The organism is Streptomyces sp. GbtcB6 (assembly GCF_019091475.1).
Taxonomy (GTDB): domain Bacteria; phylum Actinomycetota; class Actinomycetes; order Streptomycetales; family Streptomycetaceae; genus Streptomyces; species Streptomyces hyaluromycini.
The window spans coordinates 178,420-194,377 of sequence record NZ_JAGXJL010000013.1; the positions used below are offsets into that span (position 1 = coordinate 178,420).

Consider the following 15,958-nt stretch of genomic DNA (forward strand, 5'->3'; position numbering starts at 1 on the left):
TTAACTTTGCGGCTACAAACGTCCTACCAAGAGGATGTTTCTCGGATCCGAGAGGCATGACCGTGAAGATCACATCCGCCGAAGTCGTCGTCACCTGCCCGGGCCGCAACTTCGTGAGTCTACGGCTGGAGACCGAGGACGGCGTGGTCGGCTGGGGCGATGCCACGCTCAACGGCCGCGAACTCGCCGTGGCGAGCTACCTGCGCGACCACGTGAACCCGGTGCTGCTCGGCCGCGACGCCCGCGCGGTCGAGGACACCTGGCAGTACCTGTACCGCGGGGGCTACTGGCGCCGCGGCCCGGTCACGATGGCCGCCATCGCCGCCGTGGACGTGGCGTTGTGGGACATCAAGGCCAAGTGTGCCCAGATGCCGCTGTACCAGCTGCTCGGCGGCGCGAGCCGACGGGGGCTCCTCGCCTACGGCCACGCGTCCGGCGGCGACCTGCCCCAGCTGTTCGACTCCGTCGACCAGCACCTGGACGCCGGGTACCGGGCCGTGCGCATCCAGACGGGAGTACCCGGTCTCGGCCAGATCTACGGTGTGGCCGGCGGCGGCAGCGGAGAGCGGTACGACTACGAACCCGCGCGCACCGCCGCCCGCCCGGCCGAGGAGCAGTGGGACACCCGGGCCTACCTGCGCCATGTGCCGACCGTCTTCGAGGCCGTCCGGGCCAAGTACGGGCCGGAACTGCCGCTGCTGCACGACGGGCACCACCGGATGACACCGATCCAGGCCGCGCGGCTGGGCAAGAGCCTGGAGCCCTACGACCTGTTCTGGCTGGAGGACTGCACCCCGGCCGAGAACCCCGCGGGCCTGCGGCTGGTGCGCGGGCACACCACGACACCGCTCGCCCTCGGCGAGGTGTTCAACACGGTCTGGGACTACCAGACGCTGATCAGCGAGCATCTCATCGACTACGTGCGCTCGGCGGTGACGCACACCGGCGGCATCACGGCCATGCGCAAGCTCCTCGACTTCGCCGCCCTCCACCAGATCAAGTCCGGCATGCACGGCCCCACCGACGTCTCCCCCAACGGCATGGCCGCCGCACTGCACCTCGGCCTGGCGATCCACAACTTCGGTATCCAGGAGTACATGCGCCACAGCGCGCAGACGCTGGAGGTCTTCCGGACCGGCTACCGCTTCGAGGACGGCCTCCTGCACCCGGGTGACCGCCCGGGCCTGGGAGTCGAGATGGACCTCGACGCCGCCGCGGCCTTCCCCTACCAGAGCGCGTATCTGCCGGTGAACCGCCTCGCCGTCGACGGCACGGTCCACGACTGGTGACGGCGCGGGTTCCCACGGCTCACGCGCTGTCGGCCGTCACAGGACCGCCCGTATCCCGCACCTCCTGACCCGCCGTGCGCACGCCCAGCCGACGGGCGGGTGCCGGTCACGATGGCCGCCCGGCACCTCCGTCGGCAAGCCGTTCCGGCCGCCCCCGCCCTGCCCAGCCTCGCCGCAGCCGCATGGGCAGGTCGACGCATCACCCAGTCAGTTCGCACGAAGGAGTGCACATGACCGCCCCGTACGTCCCGCTGGCCCGGCGGGCAGACCGCAGCGCCCGGCCCACCCCGCTGCGCCGGTTCGTCCCGGCGATGCTGCTCACCCAGATCGGCTTCTACGCAGCCCTGACGACCCCGTTGCAACTGCTGCTCGTCCTCCGCCTCGACTCGATCGCCGGCCCGGGCGCACGATCCGCGCTCGGTGTCGTCACCGGATTCGGCGCACTCTGCGCGGTCGTGGCCACCCCGATCGGCGGCCGTCTCTCCGACCGGACCCGCGCACGGTTCGGAAGGCGCCGCACCTGGATCCTCACCGGGTCACTCGTCTTCGCCCTCGTACTCGCGGCGATGACCGTGACGACCGCTGTCTGGCAGGTCGTCCTGCTGTGGTGCCTGGCACAGGTGGCGGGCAACTTCCAGTTCGCCGCGAACGTGGCGATCATGGCCGACCAGGTCGCACCCGACCGGCGCGGTCTGGTGTCCGGGCTGGTCGGGCTCGTCGCGGCGGTCGGCCCGCTCGCGGGGATCGCGGTGGCCGACGCCTTCCCGGCGGGCGCGGCGGCACAGTGGCTCGCCCTCGCCGCGGGCTCTTTCGGCACCACCCTCGTCGCGGTGCTGCTGTTCCGCGATCCGCCCAGCACGGAGCCGAGACCGCCGCTGGACCTGCGCACCCTGGCCGGCGCGTTCTGGTTCAACCCCTACCGGCATCCCGCGTTCGGCTGGGCCTGGCTCGTGCGCTTCCTGATCATGTGCACGTACTCCGCCGGCGGCTACACCGCCTTCTTCCTCATGCAGCACCTGGACGTGAGCAAGTCCAGGGTCGGTACGGTCACCCTCGAAGCCGGCCTGGTGAGCGTCGTCTGCCTGGGAATCTCCAGTGCGCTGGCCGGATACGCCTCCGACGCGCTTCGCAGGCAGCGGCCCTTCGTCGTCTTCGCGGGCATCGCCGCCGCTGCCGCCCTGGTCCTGATGTCGACCGCCGACACCGTCACCACGGTCGTGGTCGCCTCCGGGCTGCTCGGCTTCGCCGTCGGCACGTTCCTCGCCGTCGACCTCGCACTGTGCATGCGGGTGCTGCCCAGCGCCGCCGACACCGCGAAGGACCTGGCCATCATCAACATCGCCGTCGCGCTGCCCCAGTCGCTGGTCCCCTTCGCCGCACCGGCGCTGATCGCCCTCGGCGGCTACCCAACGCTGTACCTGACGCTGGCGGCGCTCGGTCTGCTCGGCGCCGCCGCCATCCTGCGCGTGCCGGAGGTGGGGCGAGAGCACATACCCGGCCGCTCGGCACCGATCACTCGCGTCTGAGACCGCCGCCCGGCCCCGACTCGGACGGACCGCTCTCTTGGAACCCGGTTCGGGGACTCCTGGAAACCGGGGACGGTTCGTCGGATCCAGCGAGGCCGCAGTACGCGGACGACCGAGGGGATCAGCGATGCCCGACGTCGGATCTCCGGCGCGCGAGGAACCGGTGCACGCGCCCGATCTCCGCCGGGTACCCGTCGTACCCGGCGCCGAGGATCAGGCCCGTTCTGCCGGTCGGCGATCAGTACCGGGAAAGCGCCGTACTCCCGCTGATCGTCCCGATGGCGATATGCGGTGCCTTCGCCGGATCCGCCCACCGCGCGATCTCCCGCATCGCCTCCTCCGGCACCGACACACACCCTGCCGTGGCCCCCTGCCCGTTGACATGCAGAAAGATCCCGGCCCCCCGCCCCCGCACGGGCTGCCGGTAGTTGAACCCGATCACCAGCGCGTACGCGTACTGCGTCGTGTACGACGACAACTTCTCCGACTCGGCGGCCCGGCAGTCGGACGGCAGCGGCTCGACCCAACGGTTGTAGGAGGTCGAGTCGTTGTCCTGGCACCACCACGAATTCGCCGTCACCGGCCGGTACTCGACGGAGGTCCCCGTCGGCGCCGCCTGGAGGCCGAACCCGAACGGCAGGTCGTACAGGCCCGTCGGGGTCGTGTTCGTCCCCTGCTGCCGTTTGTCCCCCTCGACCAGCCCCTTCGCGCCGAACCGCGCGGCGGCCGATCCCACCTGCGCCCACTGCCCGTCCCGGCGCTCCCACCAGGTCAGGGTCCCCGACGTCGAGCTCAGTGCGGACGCCTCCGCGGTGATCAGCTGGCTGCCGCCGCCCGTGTCGGCCAGCTGGGCGGGCAGCGGTTGCGGATCCCTGCCGCCCGGTGCCGCACCGAGCAGCAGCAGGGACGCGGAGACAAGGGTGACGACGACGCCTGGACGCATGGCTCAGACGGTAGACGGGGGCAGCGGCAACGGCAGCCCGGGTAGGCCGTCCAGGCTCACCGCGATGTGGTCCTTCTTCTCGAAGTACGCGCTCAGCGAGGCGTCGTCCTCGCGCGCGAAGCGCTTCCCGTGCAGCTCACGGTCGGCCTCGTACGCCATGTAGGGGACCGCGTAACCACAGCTGTCGCGAATGAGTTCGGCGTGTACGACGATGATCGCGCGCAGGCCGTGCAGGGCCGGGTCGATGTCCGGGAAACGGGTGAGGAGTTCCGCGAAGCGCGGGTCGTCGCGGAAGACCGCCTCACCGCGGCCGTGCACCCGCACGATGTTCGGCGGGCCCTGGAACGCGCACCACATCAGGGTGATACGGCCGTTCTCCCGCAGATGGGCGATGGTCTCGGCGTTGGAGCCGGCGAAGTCCAGGTAGGCCAGGGTGCGTTCGTCGAGTACGGCGAAGGAGCCCCTGAGGCCCTTGGGGGAGAGGTTGACCGTGCCGTCGCCCGCGAGCGGGGCGGTGGCGGTGAAGAACAGGGGCTGTTCCTCGATGAACGTGCGGAGCCTGCCGTCGATGCGCTCATAGGTCTTTCCCATACCTGGAAATTATCGGCGCATTTACTTCGCACGTCTAAGCAATTCCGCGATCCGGACAGGCCTCACCGTGGCCGCCCCGGCCGGCGCTGTACACGGGGCGGCCACAGCTGCCTGTCACGTCACTTGGTGAGCGTGCAGGCGGCCAGGGAGTCGAGGCCGGTCGGCTTGGTCGACGTCCGGCCGATCGCGATGGCGATCCGGTCGATGGTCGACTTCCGCTTGTCCTCCAGCGGGCCGAGGATCGCGTTCTGCACGAAGTTCGGGCCACCCTGGCCGACCGTGGTCTGGAGCCGGTTGTTGGCCTCGGAGATCTGAGTCTGGAGCAGGGTGAGGTTGCGGTCGACCTCCGCCTGCGCGGACGCGGGGATCGCGGGCAGCTGCGAGGCGACGTCCGGGCAGGTGATCGTCCCGACGGCACTGGTGCCGGTGCTCGTGCTGCCGGTGCTGCCCGTCGACTGCTGCTGGGTCGCGGCCGTGCTCGGTGCGGCCGAGGCGGAGGCGGTGCCCGTCGCCGTACCGCTGCCCGTGTTGGTGCTCGTCCCGCTCGCGTTCAGGGTGCACGGCGCCAGCGAGTCCAGGCCGGTCGGCTTGGCGGCCGTACGGCCGATCGCGGTCGCGATCCGGTTGACGGTCGCCACCCGCTTGTCCTTGAGGGGGCCGAGGATCGCGTTGTTCACGAAGTTCGGTCCGCCCTGGCCCACCGTGTCGACCAGTCGCTTGTTGGCCTCCTGGATCTGCGTCTGCAGGAGCGTGAGGTTCCGGTCGACCTCGGCCTTCGCGGAGGCCGGGATCGCGGGCAGCTGGGAGGCGACGTCCGGGCAGGTGATGGTGCCGGGCGAGGCGGCGAGGGTGCGCGCGTTGCTCGTGCCACTGCTCTTGTCGGGCGTACCGGCGAGGGCCGAACCGGCGATGACCGCACCGGAGAGCGCCACGGCGGCAGCGCCGCCGATGAGCACGACGCGACGCTTGTTGTACTTCGGAAGAGCCCTGGACATGCGGATGCCTCACTTGGGTCAGAGGTGGGTTTACAAACGCGGCGCCGGCGTTCAGGGATGGGTACGAGAAAGCGGTTTCGTTTGTTCAAACCTTTTTCATATCTGTCCGCCGAAGTCGGTCGGATTGACGAATCATGCAGAGCTCTGCATACTCATGCATAGCAAGTGGATGTACGGGAGGAGGGACCCATGACCGAGCGCGTCGTACTCGCCTACTCCGGCGGGCTGGACACCTCCGTCGCCATCGGCTGGATCGCCGAGGAGACGGGCGCCGAGGTCATCGCCGTCGCGGTGGACGTCGGCCAGGGCGGCGAGGACCTGGACGTCATCCGCAAGCGCGCCCTGGCGTGCGGCGCGGTAGAGGCCGAGGTCGCCGACGCCAGGGACGAGTTCGCCGACGAGTACTGCCTCCCGGCGATCAAGGCCAACGCCCTCTACATGGACCGCTACCCGCTGGTCTCCGCCCTCTCCCGGCCGACGATCGTCAAGCACCTGGTCGCCGCCGCCCGCAAGCACGGCGCCGGCACGGTCGCCCACGGCTGCACCGGCAAGGGCAACGACCAGGTCCGCTTCGAGGCCGGCATCGTCGCCCTCGCCCCCGACCTCACCTGCATCGCACCGGTCCGCGACTACGCGATGACCCGCGACAAGGCCATCGCCTTCTGCGAGGCCAAGCGCCTTCCGATCGCGACCACCAAGAAGTCCCCGTACTCCATCGACCAGAACGTCTTCGGCCGCGCCGTCGAGACCGGCTTCCTGGAAGACATCTGGAACGGCCCGATCGAGGACATCTACGAGTACACCCAGAACCCGGCCGTCCCGCGCGAGGCCGACGAGGTGGTCATCACCTTCGAGGCGGGCGCCCCGGTCGCGATCGACGGCAGGCCGGTCACCGTGCTCCAGGCGATCCAGGAGCTCAACGAGCGCGCCGGCGCCCAGGGTGTCGGCCGTATCGACATGGTCGAGGACCGTCTCGTCGGCATCAAGTCCCGCGAGGTGTACGAGGCGCCGGGCGCGATCGCGCTCATCACGGCCCACCAGGAGCTGGAGAACGTCACCGTCGAGCGCGAACTCGCCCGCTACAAGCGGCAGGTGGAGCAGCGCTGGGGCGAACTCGTCTACGACGGCCAGTGGTTCTCCCCGCTCAAGCGCGCCCTGGACGGCTTCGTCGACGAGGCCAGCCTGCACGTCACCGGCGACATCCGCATGACCCTGCACGGCGGCCGCGCGGTCGTCACCGGCCGCCGCTCCGCCTCCTCCCTCTACGACTTCAACCTCGCCACCTACGACACCGGCGACTCGTTCGACCAAGCCGCGGCCAAGGGCTTCATCGACATCTACAGCCTGTCGTCGAAGATCGCGGCGCAGCGTCAACTGCGGGCGTAGCCCGACGCGACCTCGCGTGACCGGTCGCGACCTCGCGCAGCCAGTAGCGTGACGACCGCCTCCCCGTTCATGGCCGGGGAGGCGGTGCCACATCCGTATCTCTTCTAGGAGCAACGCAAGTGAGCAGCAACAGCGGTGACGTACGGCTCTGGGGCGGCCGTTTCGCCGACGGTCCCGCCGAGGCCCTGGCGAAGCTGTCCGCGTCCGTCCACTTCGACTGGCGGCTCGCGCCCTACGACATCGCCGGTTCGCGTGCCCACGCGCGCGTGCTGCACAAGGCGGGCCTGCTCACCGAGGACGAGCTCCAGCGCATGATCGCCGGCCTCGACCAGCTGGAGGCCGACGTCGCCGACGGCTCCTTCGTCGGCACGATCGCCGACGAGGACGTGCACACCGCGCTGGAGCGCGGCCTCCTCGAACGCCTCGGCCCCGACCTCGGCGGCAAGCTCCGCGCCGGCCGCTCCCGCAACGACCAGGTCGCGACCCTCTTCCGGATGTACCTCCGGGACCACGCCCGCACCATCGGCGGCCTGATCGCCGACCTCCAGGACGCCCTCATCGGCCTCGCGGAGGCTCACCCGGACGTGGCGATGCCCGGCCGCACCCACCTCCAGCACGCCCAGCCGGTCCTCTTCGCCCATCACGTCCTGGCCCACGTCCAGTCCCTGTCCCGGGACGCCGAGCGCCTGCGGCAGTGGGACGACCGCACGGCCGTCTCCCCGTACGGCTCCGGCGCCCTCGCGGGCTCCTCCCTCGGCCTGGACCCGGAGGCGGTCGCCGCCGACCTCGGCTTCGAGCACGGCAGCGTCGCCAACTCCATCGACGGCACGGCCTCCCGCGACTTCGTGGCGGAGTTCGCCTTCATCACCGCGATGATCGGCGTGAACCTCTCCCGGATCGCGGAGGAGGTCATCATCTGGAACACGAAGGAGTTCTCCTTCGTGACCCTGCACGACGCGTTCTCCACGGGTTCGTCGATCATGCCCCAGAAGAAGAACCCCGACATCGCGGAGCTGGCCCGCGGCAAGTCCGGCCGCCTGATCGGCAACCTGACCGGCCTCATGGCCACCCTCAAGGCGCTGCCCCTCGCCTACAACCGCGACCTCCAGGAGGACAAGGAGCCGGTCTTCGACTCCTGCGACCAGCTGGAGGTCCTGCTCCCAGCCTTCACCGGCATGATGGCCACCCTCACCGTCAACCGCGAGCGCATGGAGGAACTGGCCCCGGCCGGCTTCTCCCTCGCCACCGACATCGCCGAGTGGCTGGTCAAGCAGGGCGTCCCCTTCCGGGTCGCCCACGAGGTGGCCGGCGAGTGCGTGAAGGCGGCGGAGGCCGAGGGCAAGGAGCTGGACGAACTGACCGACGACCAGTTCGCGAAGATCAGCGCCCACCTGACGCCGGAGGTACGGACGGTCCTGAACGTCCCCGGCGCCCTCGCCTCCCGCAACGGCCGTGGCGGTACGGCACCGAGCGCGGTGGCAGTGCAGCTGGCGGAGGTCAAGGCGGACGTGGCGGCACAGCACGGCTGGGCGGCGGCCAGGACGGCCTAGCCCAGGCCTGAGCCAGCGCAGCCAGAAGGGCCCGGACACATTGTCCGGGCCCTTCTGGCTGCGCCGTCCCTCGACTGGTCGCCGAACCCGCCGCGTTCGGCGGCCTGTGTGTACCGGGCGTGGGCCAGCAGGGACGGCCTGCTCGGCCGCACCACTGCCGGTCGGAAGCACTGCCGACTGCTCCTGTTCGAATTGACACCGGGCTACCGGGGCCTCGTACTGAACCAGGAGACACTTTTGATCAAAAGCGTCTCTTCGGTGCACTTCACCACCCCCCACCCCACCCCCACATGGAGCCGCCATGACGGTGCAGCCTCAGCAAGCGACCATGCCGACAGTCCTGGTGTTCGAGGACGACCCCGGCGGAAATCCTCTGCACATCAACATGCCCGTACCGCATCCCGTCCCCCAACTGGACACCCAGCCCTTCCCGACGGCCATCGCGGAGACCGCGCCGCAGCCGAACGGCGCCGGGCCCGGCACCGAGGCGTTTCGCTACTGGGTGGCGGCCGACTCGCTCGGCCGGGCCAGCCAGACCTGGGGTCCGCTGGTTCCGGCCGGGACGAAGTGGCATCCGCAGGTCGGACGCGCCCTCACGGCGCACCTCAACGCAGGAGACGACCTGAACGCCTTCTACGACCGTAAAGGCGTGTGGTTCTTCCGCAGCACGGTGGCAGGCGTCAACGTCGCTTCGTGCGAGAGCAACGAGGTCGTCCTGCACGAGACGGGGCACGGGGTCCTCGACGCCCTGCGTCCCCAGTTGTTCAACATGGCGAGCGCGGAGACGGCCGCCCTGCACGAGGCGTTCGGCGACATCAGCGCCCTGCTGGGCTCGCTCCAGCTGGAATCGCTGCGGATCGCGGTCCTGGGCGAGACGCACGGCAACCTCGAACTGTCCTCGCGGGTGTCCAGGACGGCCGAGCAGCTGGGCTGGGCGATCCGCCAGGGCGCGCCGAGCGCGGTGGACCCGGACTGTCTGCGCAACATGGCGAACAACTTCTTCTACCGCGACCCGGTGCTGCTGTCGCCCAGCGAGCCCGCGAGCAGGCTCTCCAGTGAGCCGCACTCGTTCTCCCGGGTGTTCAGCGGCGCCTTCCTGAAGATCGTCGCGGGGATCTTCAGGCAGCAGGACCTGCAGGACCAGGCCGGTCTGGGCAGGGCGGCCGAGATCGCGGGACAGCTGCTGGTGGACGCGGTCGTGGCCGCACCCGTGGTGTCCGCCTACTACGCGCAGGTGGCGGGCCACATGATCGCCGCGGACCAGCGCCGCAACGGCGGCATGTACGGCCAGTCCCTGCGCTCGGCGTTCATCCGGCACGGCATTCTCTCCCTGGAGGCCGCCGCCTCCATCACCGAGCCGGAGGTGGCACGCCGAAGCCCCGGAATCGCCGAGTCGATGCCGGGCGGTGGAGACGACGAGGGACTGACGCCCGTCACGGTCCAGGGGACGATCTACGGCGTCACCCAGCCGCTCACCCTCGCCGCCCCGGCGCAGGAGCGACGCTTCGGCATCGCGGGCTCCGACCCCGCCGGCGGTTCGGTGCGGCCCTCCGACCCCGAACGCGTCGCGACGTCGTTCCTCGAGGACCTCTTCCGCCGCGGCCGGGTCCAGGTGCCCGCGGAGCACCGCTCCGCCACGTCGTTCGCGGACGACAGCCCCTCCCGGCTCAAGACGCACGAGATCTCGCGGAGCGCGACCGGCGAGGGCCTGGCCCTGGTCCGGCGGTGCTTCGACTGAAGTCACTGAAAAAACCGCAGGCGACGGACGGTGAGCCGTCCGTCGTCCTCGCGTTTGACCACGTGCGTCGTCTCGGGTGTCGGCTCCTCACCCTCGAAGACCGCCTCGCCGCGGGCCAGCAGGTCGCTGACGAATTTCTCGGTGCCCGCCAGCTCCTCCACCCCTCCCTGCACGTCCACCGTGAAACCGGCGCGCTCGAGCACTTCGGTGCCCCGGGTGGTCACCATGGCCACCACGAGTCGCCGGGAGACGACCTGCACGGGAACGGCCTCGGTCCTGTTCATGACCGCGGTCAACGCCGGCTGGTCCTGGCCGTCCGGCACCTCGATCCGCGCCCGGAACACGGGACGGTTCTCCATCGCGGCCAGGGTGAACACCGGGTGCGTCGCGGTACGCATCCCCGCCTCCCGGGCGAACGCGCGCTCCTGGGCGTTCTCGCCCACGAAGACACAGTCGTCGGCTGTCGCACCCCCCGTGCTCGCGACTGCCCGGTCGAAGATCTCCCGGCTGTCCTTCGCGCCCCAGTGCACAAGGGCCTCGTCCGTGAAACGGCCGGGGAACGCCTGCGCCAACGCGCCCGCTGCCCGCGCTGCGGCACCGTCGCCCGACCCGGGGTTGGAGATGATGCCCTTGCGCACCTCGCGGAGGGCGTCGAGCGCGGCGGCGACACGCGGCAGGGGCCGCAGACTCAGCGAGCCGTCGGGGTCCACATGGGGATCCGCGAGGGTCCCTCCGATGTCGAAGAAGATCACAGACATGGTGAGTGCCTCCCCATGGCGAACACTTTCGAGTCGGGACCGCCGGAGTGAAAACAGCGCGGGCCTGACATGCGGCGGCGGCTCCCGGCGCAAGACCGAACCGCGCGGGGCTGGGTAGATTGGTGCGGGATCCCTCTCCTGAGGTGGGATCCCCTACGCCGACCGTGCCGGGAGCCCCCATGCCGTTCAGCCGCCTGGCCACCGTGACCACGCCCACCGCGCACCTCGGCCTCGGCCTCGCCGCGGTCGGCCGCCCCGGCTACATCAACCTCGGCCGCGAAGCCGACCTCGGCGAGGACCGCAGCGTCGGCGCCCTCCGCTCCCGCACGCACGAACTCCTCGACGCCGCCTACGCCCAGGGCGTCCGCTACTTCGACGTGGCCCGCTCCTACGGCCGCTCCGAGGAGTTCCTGGCCGACTGGCTGACCGCCCGCCCGGACGTCCAGGACATCGTCGTAGGCAGCAAGTGGGGCTACACGTACACGGCCGGCTGGTCGGCGGACGCCGAGACGCACGAGGTCAAGGACCACAGCCTGCAGACGTACGACCGTCAGCGCGCCGAGACCGCCGCGCTGCTCGGCGGCCGGCTCGACCTCTACCAGATCCACTCGGTGACCCCGGACAGCCCAGCCCTCACCGACAAGGAACTCCACGCCCGCCTCGCCGAGGCCGCGGCCACCGGCCTCACCATCGGCTTCTCCACCAGTGGCCCCGCCCAGGCCGACGCCATCCGCGCCGCCCTCGCCGTCACGGTCGACGGCGAGCCCCTCTTCCGTACCGTCCAGTCGACGTACAACGTCCTGGAGACCTCGGCAGGACCGGCCCTCGCCGAGGCGCACGACGCCGGGCTGACGGTGATCGTGAAGGAGGGCATGGCCAACGGCCGGCTGGCCGCCCCGCACGCCCCCGACGCCGTGCAGGCCGTGGCCGAGGAGACCGGCATGGGCGCGGACGCCGTCGCCCTCGCGGTCGTCCTGCGCGAGCCCTGGGCCGGGGTGGTCCTCTCCGGCGCGGCGACGCTCGGCCAACTCGCCTCCAACCTCCACGCGGCCGTGGTCGACCTCGACGCGGACCAGCTGACCCGGCTCGCCGCTCTGGCCGAGGAACCGCGCGCCTACTGGGAGCGACGCGGCAGCCTGCCCTGGCACTGACGCGACCCCTGATCCGGCCCTCTGTGAGTCATGCGTGCCAATAATGAGACATCAGTGTCTCACATGGGCTACTCTTGTCTCATGGCCCTCGACCGCGACCACGTCCTGCGCAGCGCAGCCGCCCTGCTGACCCGCAAGTCCACCGCGACCATGGACGAGGTCGCCAAGGCCGCCGGGATCAGCCGGGCCACCCTGCACCGGCATTTCGCCGGGCGGGACGCGCTCGTCCGCGCGCTGGAGGCGCTCGGTATCGAGGAGTGCGAGGCGGCCCTGGACGCGGCCCGCCTGGACGAGGGCCCCGCGGCCGACGCCGTACACCGCCTGGTCCGCGAGATCGAACCGGCCGCCGGCCTGCTCGCCTTCCTCTACACCGAGAACCAGCTGTTCGAGGGCGAGGGGCAGAACCAGGGCTGGACGCGGATCGACGACCGCATCGCGGCCCTCTTCCGGCGTGGTCAGCAGAGCGGCGAGTTCCGTATCGATCTCGCACCCGCCTGGCTCACCGAGGCGCTGTACGGCCTGCTGGCCTCCGCCGCCTGGGCGGTCTCGGAGGGCCGCGTCGCCCGCAACGACTTCACCCACATGATCGTCGAGCTGTTGCTCGGCGGCGCACGACGAAGAGAGGAATCATGACCAGCACCCTGCAGCCGGCGCGCGTCGCGGAGGCGGAGGAGAGGCGTCCGGGCCGTTGGCTCGCGCTCTCCGCCCTCGTGCTCGCCGTGCTGCTGGTGGCCGTCGACGCGACCGTCCTCGGCCTCGCGACCCCCTACATCAGCGAAGACCTCGACCCCTCCGGCACCCAGCTGCTCTGGATCGGGGACGTCTACTCGTTCGTCATCGCCGGCCTGCTGGTCTCGATGGGCAGCCTCGGCGACCGCATCGGCCGCAAGCGGATCCTGCTCGTCGGCGCGACGGCGTTCGGCGCGATATCCGTCCTGAACGCGTACGCGACGACCCCCGGGATGCTGATCGCGGCCCGCGCCCTGCTGGGCGTCGCGGGCGCGACCCTGATGCCCGCGACCCTCGCCCTGATCCGCAACCTGTTCCACGATCCGCGCGAGCGCAGCCTCGCCGTCGGCATCTGGGGCGCGGCGGCCTCGGCAGGTACGGCCGTCGGCCCGATCGTGGGCGGCTTCCTGCTGGAGCACTTCTGGTGGGGGTCGGTCTTCCTGATCAACCTGCCGGTGATGGTGGTCCTGGTCCTCGTCGGCGGCAGGACGCTCCCCGAGTCCCGCAACCCCGACCCCGGCCCCTGGGACCTGACCAGCGTCGTCCTGTCGCTGGTCGGCATGATCGCCGTCGTGTACGCGGTGAAGGAGGCCGCCGCCCACGGCCTCACCGGCGTGACCGCGGTCACCGCCCTCCTCGGCACCGTGGCCCTCTGCGGCTTCGTCCGCCGCCAGCTCACCATGCCCAAGCCCCTGCTGGACATGCGGCTGTTCCGCAACCGCGGCTTCAGCGGTGCGGTCCTGGCCGACCTGCTGACCGTGCTCGGCATGTCGGGCCTGGTGTTCTTCCTCTCCCAGTACCTGCAACTGGTCCAGGGCAGGCACCCGTTCGAGGCGGGCCTCGCCGAACTCCCGGCCGCGGTCGGCGCGGTGGCGGCGGGCCTGGTGGCCGGCCGGGCGGCTCGCCGCTACTCGGTCCGGGCGGTGGTCTCCGGCGGCCTCGCGGCGGTCGGCGTGGCCCTCGCGGCCCTGACCACCCTCTCGCAGTCCACCGGCTACCCGATCCTCGGCGCCGCCCTTCTGGTGGTCGGCATCGGGGCGGGCTTCTCCTTCACGGTCACGGCGGACGTCATCCTCTCCAGCGTCCCCAAGGACCAGGCGGGCGCAGCCTCGGCGGTCTCCGAGACGGCGTACGAACTGGGCGCGGCGCTCGGCATCGCCCTGCTCGGCTCGATCGTGACGGGCGTCTACCGAGGCTTCACGGCCCCGCCGGGCACCCCGGCCGCCGCCCGTGAATCGCTGGGCGCGGCGGTGGAGGCATCGACGACCATGCCCGCACCCACGGCGACCGCGATGCTGACGGCGGCCCGCGACTCCTTCACCCACGGCCTGCACCTGGCCTCGGGCGCGGGCGCCGCGGTCCTGCTGGCGACGGCGCTGGCCGCCTGGTTCTTGCTGAAGGGGCAGAAACTGGAGGGCACCGCGTAGGCCGCACCCCCTAAGGGGCGCGGGGCTGTGGTTGATTTGCGGCTGCCGCCGCGTGGGCGCGAGAAACCGCAACGCACCCGCGCCCGAAGTACTGCCGAAGCCCCCCGATCCTCACCTCTTATAACCCAGCACCGTCATCATCCCGCTCTCCGAGTGGTACTGGTTGTGACAGTGCAGCATCCACAACCCGGGGTTGTCGGCATCGAAGTCGAGCACCAGCTTGCGATGCGGCAGCACGATCGTCGTGTCCTTGCGCGCTCCCTCCGAGCTGATCCCGCCGACCGAGAACGTGTGCCCGTGCAGATGCATCGGATGCCACATGTCGGTCGCGTTGACGAGGGTCAGCCGCACCCGCTCACCGGCCCGCACCGCATGCCGTTCCCGCACGTCGTACGTCTTGTGGTCGAACCCCCAGTCGTACTTCTGCATCGTCCCCGTGATCCTGATCCGCAGGTCGCGGTCGGGAACCCGGTCGTCCATGGCGACGGACTCGGCCGGCAGCAGGCGGCGCGCCGGCACGATCTCGCGGTCCAGTTCGGCAGGACGGACATCCGGCGCGGGAAGGTTTCTGCCCTTGTCGGTGCGGAGGATCGCGAGCGCCTTGCCCTTCTTGCCCTCGGCGAGTGCGACGAGCGGGAAGACGCCGTCCTTGGCGGTGACGAGGACGTCGTACCGCTCGGCCATGCCGACGAGCAGCGCGTCGGTCTGCTTGTGCTGCACGGGATAGCCGTCGGTGTGGGTGACGGTCATGGCATGGCCGCCGAGCGCGACCCGGAAGGCCGTCTCGGAGCCCGCGTTGATGAGGCGGATCCGGACCCGGTCGCCGGGGCGGCAGCGGAAGACGGAGGGGTCGGTGCGCAGCCGCCCGTTGGCCAGGTAGTGCGGGTAGGCGACGTTGCCGCCCTCGCCGTGGAGCATTTGGCTGTGGGAGTCGCGCAGCACCCGGTCGGGGCCCATCGACATCTTGGACTTGGGCCTGGACCTGGACCTGGACGGTGACGCGGACGCTGAAGCGGACGCGTGCGCCGATCCGTGGGGGCTCGGGCTGCCGCGGCCGGGGCCCATGCCCATGCCCATGTCCATCCCCATGGATCCGCCCGGCTTGAGCTGGTCGAGCACCTGCTCGGGGTTGGAGCCGTCGATGTCGTCGACCCAGTCGTCCAGGACGACGATCCATTCCTGGTCGTAGGCGAGCGGCTCCTTCGGGTCGTCGACGACGAACGGCGCGTAGAGGGCCCGGTCGGGCTGCATGCCGACGTGTGAGTGGAGCAGATACGTGCCCGGGTGGGAGGCGACGAACCGGTAGATGAAGTCCGTCCCCGGCGCGATGGGAGGCTGGGTCAGATCCGGAACACCGTCCATGTCGCAGCGCAGCCGCACCCCGTGGGCGTGCATCGTGGTCTTCTCGGGCAGCTGGTTGGAGAGGGTGAGGCTGAGGACGTCACCGGCGGTGACGCGCACCAGCGGCCCCGGGACCGACTCGTTGTACGCCCAGCTGTGGACCGACCGCCCGCCCAGGTCCAGCATGCTCTTGGCGGCCGTGAACCTGATCATGCGGACGGGGCCGGACCCCCGCTTCCGCTCGGCCGCGAGCACCTCTGGGTCCGACGGGTTGACGTACCCCCTCGGCCCCTGCGGGACGAACGCCGCCGTGCCGGCCGTGTGCTGCGGGCCGGAACTGGGTTCGGAGCCGGAGTCGGAACATGCCGCAAGGAGCCCCGCCCCGGCGGCGGCGAACGGAGCACGGAGCAGGGTACGCCGAGAAGGTTTCTGCATATCTGAATAAGACATGCTGTGTGCTCATATGGGCGGTAAATGCGGATGAATGACCGATGTGTCGGGGCAGATTCCACCGGCAGGCGGACGCCTGACGGA

The 15,958-nt window shown here is 70.7% G+C and carries 13 protein-coding genes; 8 read left to right on the plus strand and 5 right to left on the minus strand.

The annotated features are described in order from the left end of the window. Positions 1 to 62 precede the first annotated feature (62 nt). Complete coding sequence (gene manD / locus KVT45_RS23295; RefSeq protein WP_217550628.1) at positions 63 to 1,289, plus strand: D-mannonate dehydratase ManD; 1,227 nt, start codon at positions 63 to 65, stop codon at positions 1,287 to 1,289. Between the two features lie 230 nt (positions 1,290 to 1,519). Further along, positions 1,520 to 2,815: an MFS transporter gene (locus tag KVT45_RS23300; RefSeq protein ID WP_217550468.1), complete on the plus strand. Its 1,296-nt coding sequence runs from the start codon at positions 1,520 to 1,522 to the stop codon at positions 2,813 to 2,815. Between the two features lie 238 nt (positions 2,816 to 3,053). Here KVT45_RS23300 and KVT45_RS23305 read toward each other — a convergent pair whose 3' ends face one another. The 3 genes from KVT45_RS23305 to KVT45_RS23315 form a co-directional block, all read right to left on the minus strand. Next, positions 3,054 to 3,758, minus strand: a complete 705-nt coding sequence (locus KVT45_RS23305; protein WP_217550470.1) for a L,D-transpeptidase — start codon at positions 3,756 to 3,758, stop codon at positions 3,054 to 3,056. Positions 3,759 to 3,761: 3 nt separating this feature from the next. Further along, the gene (locus KVT45_RS23310; protein WP_217550472.1) at positions 3,762 to 4,349 is read right to left on the minus strand and encodes a pyridoxamine 5'-phosphate oxidase family protein; all 588 of its coding nucleotides are present in this window, start codon (positions 4,347 to 4,349) and stop codon (positions 3,762 to 3,764) included. A gap of 119 nt (positions 4,350 to 4,468) precedes the next feature. Beyond that, a complete protein-coding gene (locus tag KVT45_RS23315) occupies positions 4,469 to 5,344 on the minus strand; it encodes a hypothetical protein (protein ID WP_217550474.1) in 876 nt (291 codons plus the stop codon). 189 nt (positions 5,345 to 5,533) lie between these two features. Between KVT45_RS23315 and KVT45_RS23320 the strand changes: the two genes are divergently transcribed. From KVT45_RS23320 to KVT45_RS23330, 3 genes are all read left to right on the plus strand, one after another. Continuing rightward, entirely contained in the window at positions 5,534 to 6,730 is a 1,197-nt protein-coding gene (locus tag KVT45_RS23320; protein WP_217550476.1) for an argininosuccinate synthase, read from the plus strand. 119 nt (positions 6,731 to 6,849) lie between these two features. Further along, positions 6,850 to 8,280 carry an argininosuccinate lyase gene (gene argH, locus KVT45_RS23325; protein ID WP_217550478.1) on the plus strand — a complete coding sequence of 477 codons (1,431 nt, stop codon included), beginning with the start codon at positions 6,850 to 6,852 and terminating at the stop codon, positions 8,278 to 8,280. Between the two features lie 301 nt (positions 8,281 to 8,581). After that, entirely contained in the window at positions 8,582 to 10,018 is a 1,437-nt protein-coding gene (locus tag KVT45_RS23330) for a hypothetical protein (protein ID WP_254647223.1), read from the plus strand. Positions 10,019 to 10,020: 2 nt separating this feature from the next. On the opposite strand, the gene KVT45_RS23335 is transcribed toward KVT45_RS23330, so the two are convergent. Further along, the gene (locus tag KVT45_RS23335; RefSeq protein WP_217550480.1) at positions 10,021 to 10,776 is read right to left on the minus strand and encodes an HAD family hydrolase; all 756 of its coding nucleotides are present in this window, start codon (positions 10,774 to 10,776) and stop codon (positions 10,021 to 10,023) included. Positions 10,777 to 10,955: 179 nt separating this feature from the next. Between KVT45_RS23335 and KVT45_RS23340 the strand changes: the two genes are divergently transcribed. The 3 genes from KVT45_RS23340 to KVT45_RS23350 all read left to right on the plus strand — a co-directional run bounded on the left by KVT45_RS23340 (position 10,956) and on the right by KVT45_RS23350 (position 14,083). Continuing rightward, positions 10,956 to 11,927 carry an aldo/keto reductase gene (locus tag KVT45_RS23340; protein WP_217550482.1) on the plus strand — a complete coding sequence of 324 codons (972 nt, stop codon included), beginning with the start codon at positions 10,956 to 10,958 and terminating at the stop codon, positions 11,925 to 11,927. A gap of 81 nt (positions 11,928 to 12,008) precedes the next feature. Beyond that, the gene (locus tag KVT45_RS23345) at positions 12,009 to 12,560 is read left to right on the plus strand and encodes a TetR/AcrR family transcriptional regulator (protein WP_217550484.1); all 552 of its coding nucleotides are present in this window, start codon (positions 12,009 to 12,011) and stop codon (positions 12,558 to 12,560) included. Beyond that, complete coding sequence (locus KVT45_RS23350) at positions 12,557 to 14,083, plus strand: MFS transporter (protein WP_217550485.1); 1,527 nt, start codon at positions 12,557 to 12,559, stop codon at positions 14,081 to 14,083. The genes KVT45_RS23345 and KVT45_RS23350 overlap by 4 nt, the downstream gene beginning before the upstream one ends. Before the next feature lie 111 nt (positions 14,084 to 14,194). Here KVT45_RS23350 and KVT45_RS23355 read toward each other — a convergent pair whose 3' ends face one another. Next, the gene (locus KVT45_RS23355) at positions 14,195 to 15,859 is read right to left on the minus strand and encodes a multicopper oxidase family protein (RefSeq protein ID WP_217550487.1); all 1,665 of its coding nucleotides are present in this window, start codon (positions 15,857 to 15,859) and stop codon (positions 14,195 to 14,197) included. Positions 15,860 to 15,958: the final 99 nt, after the last annotated feature.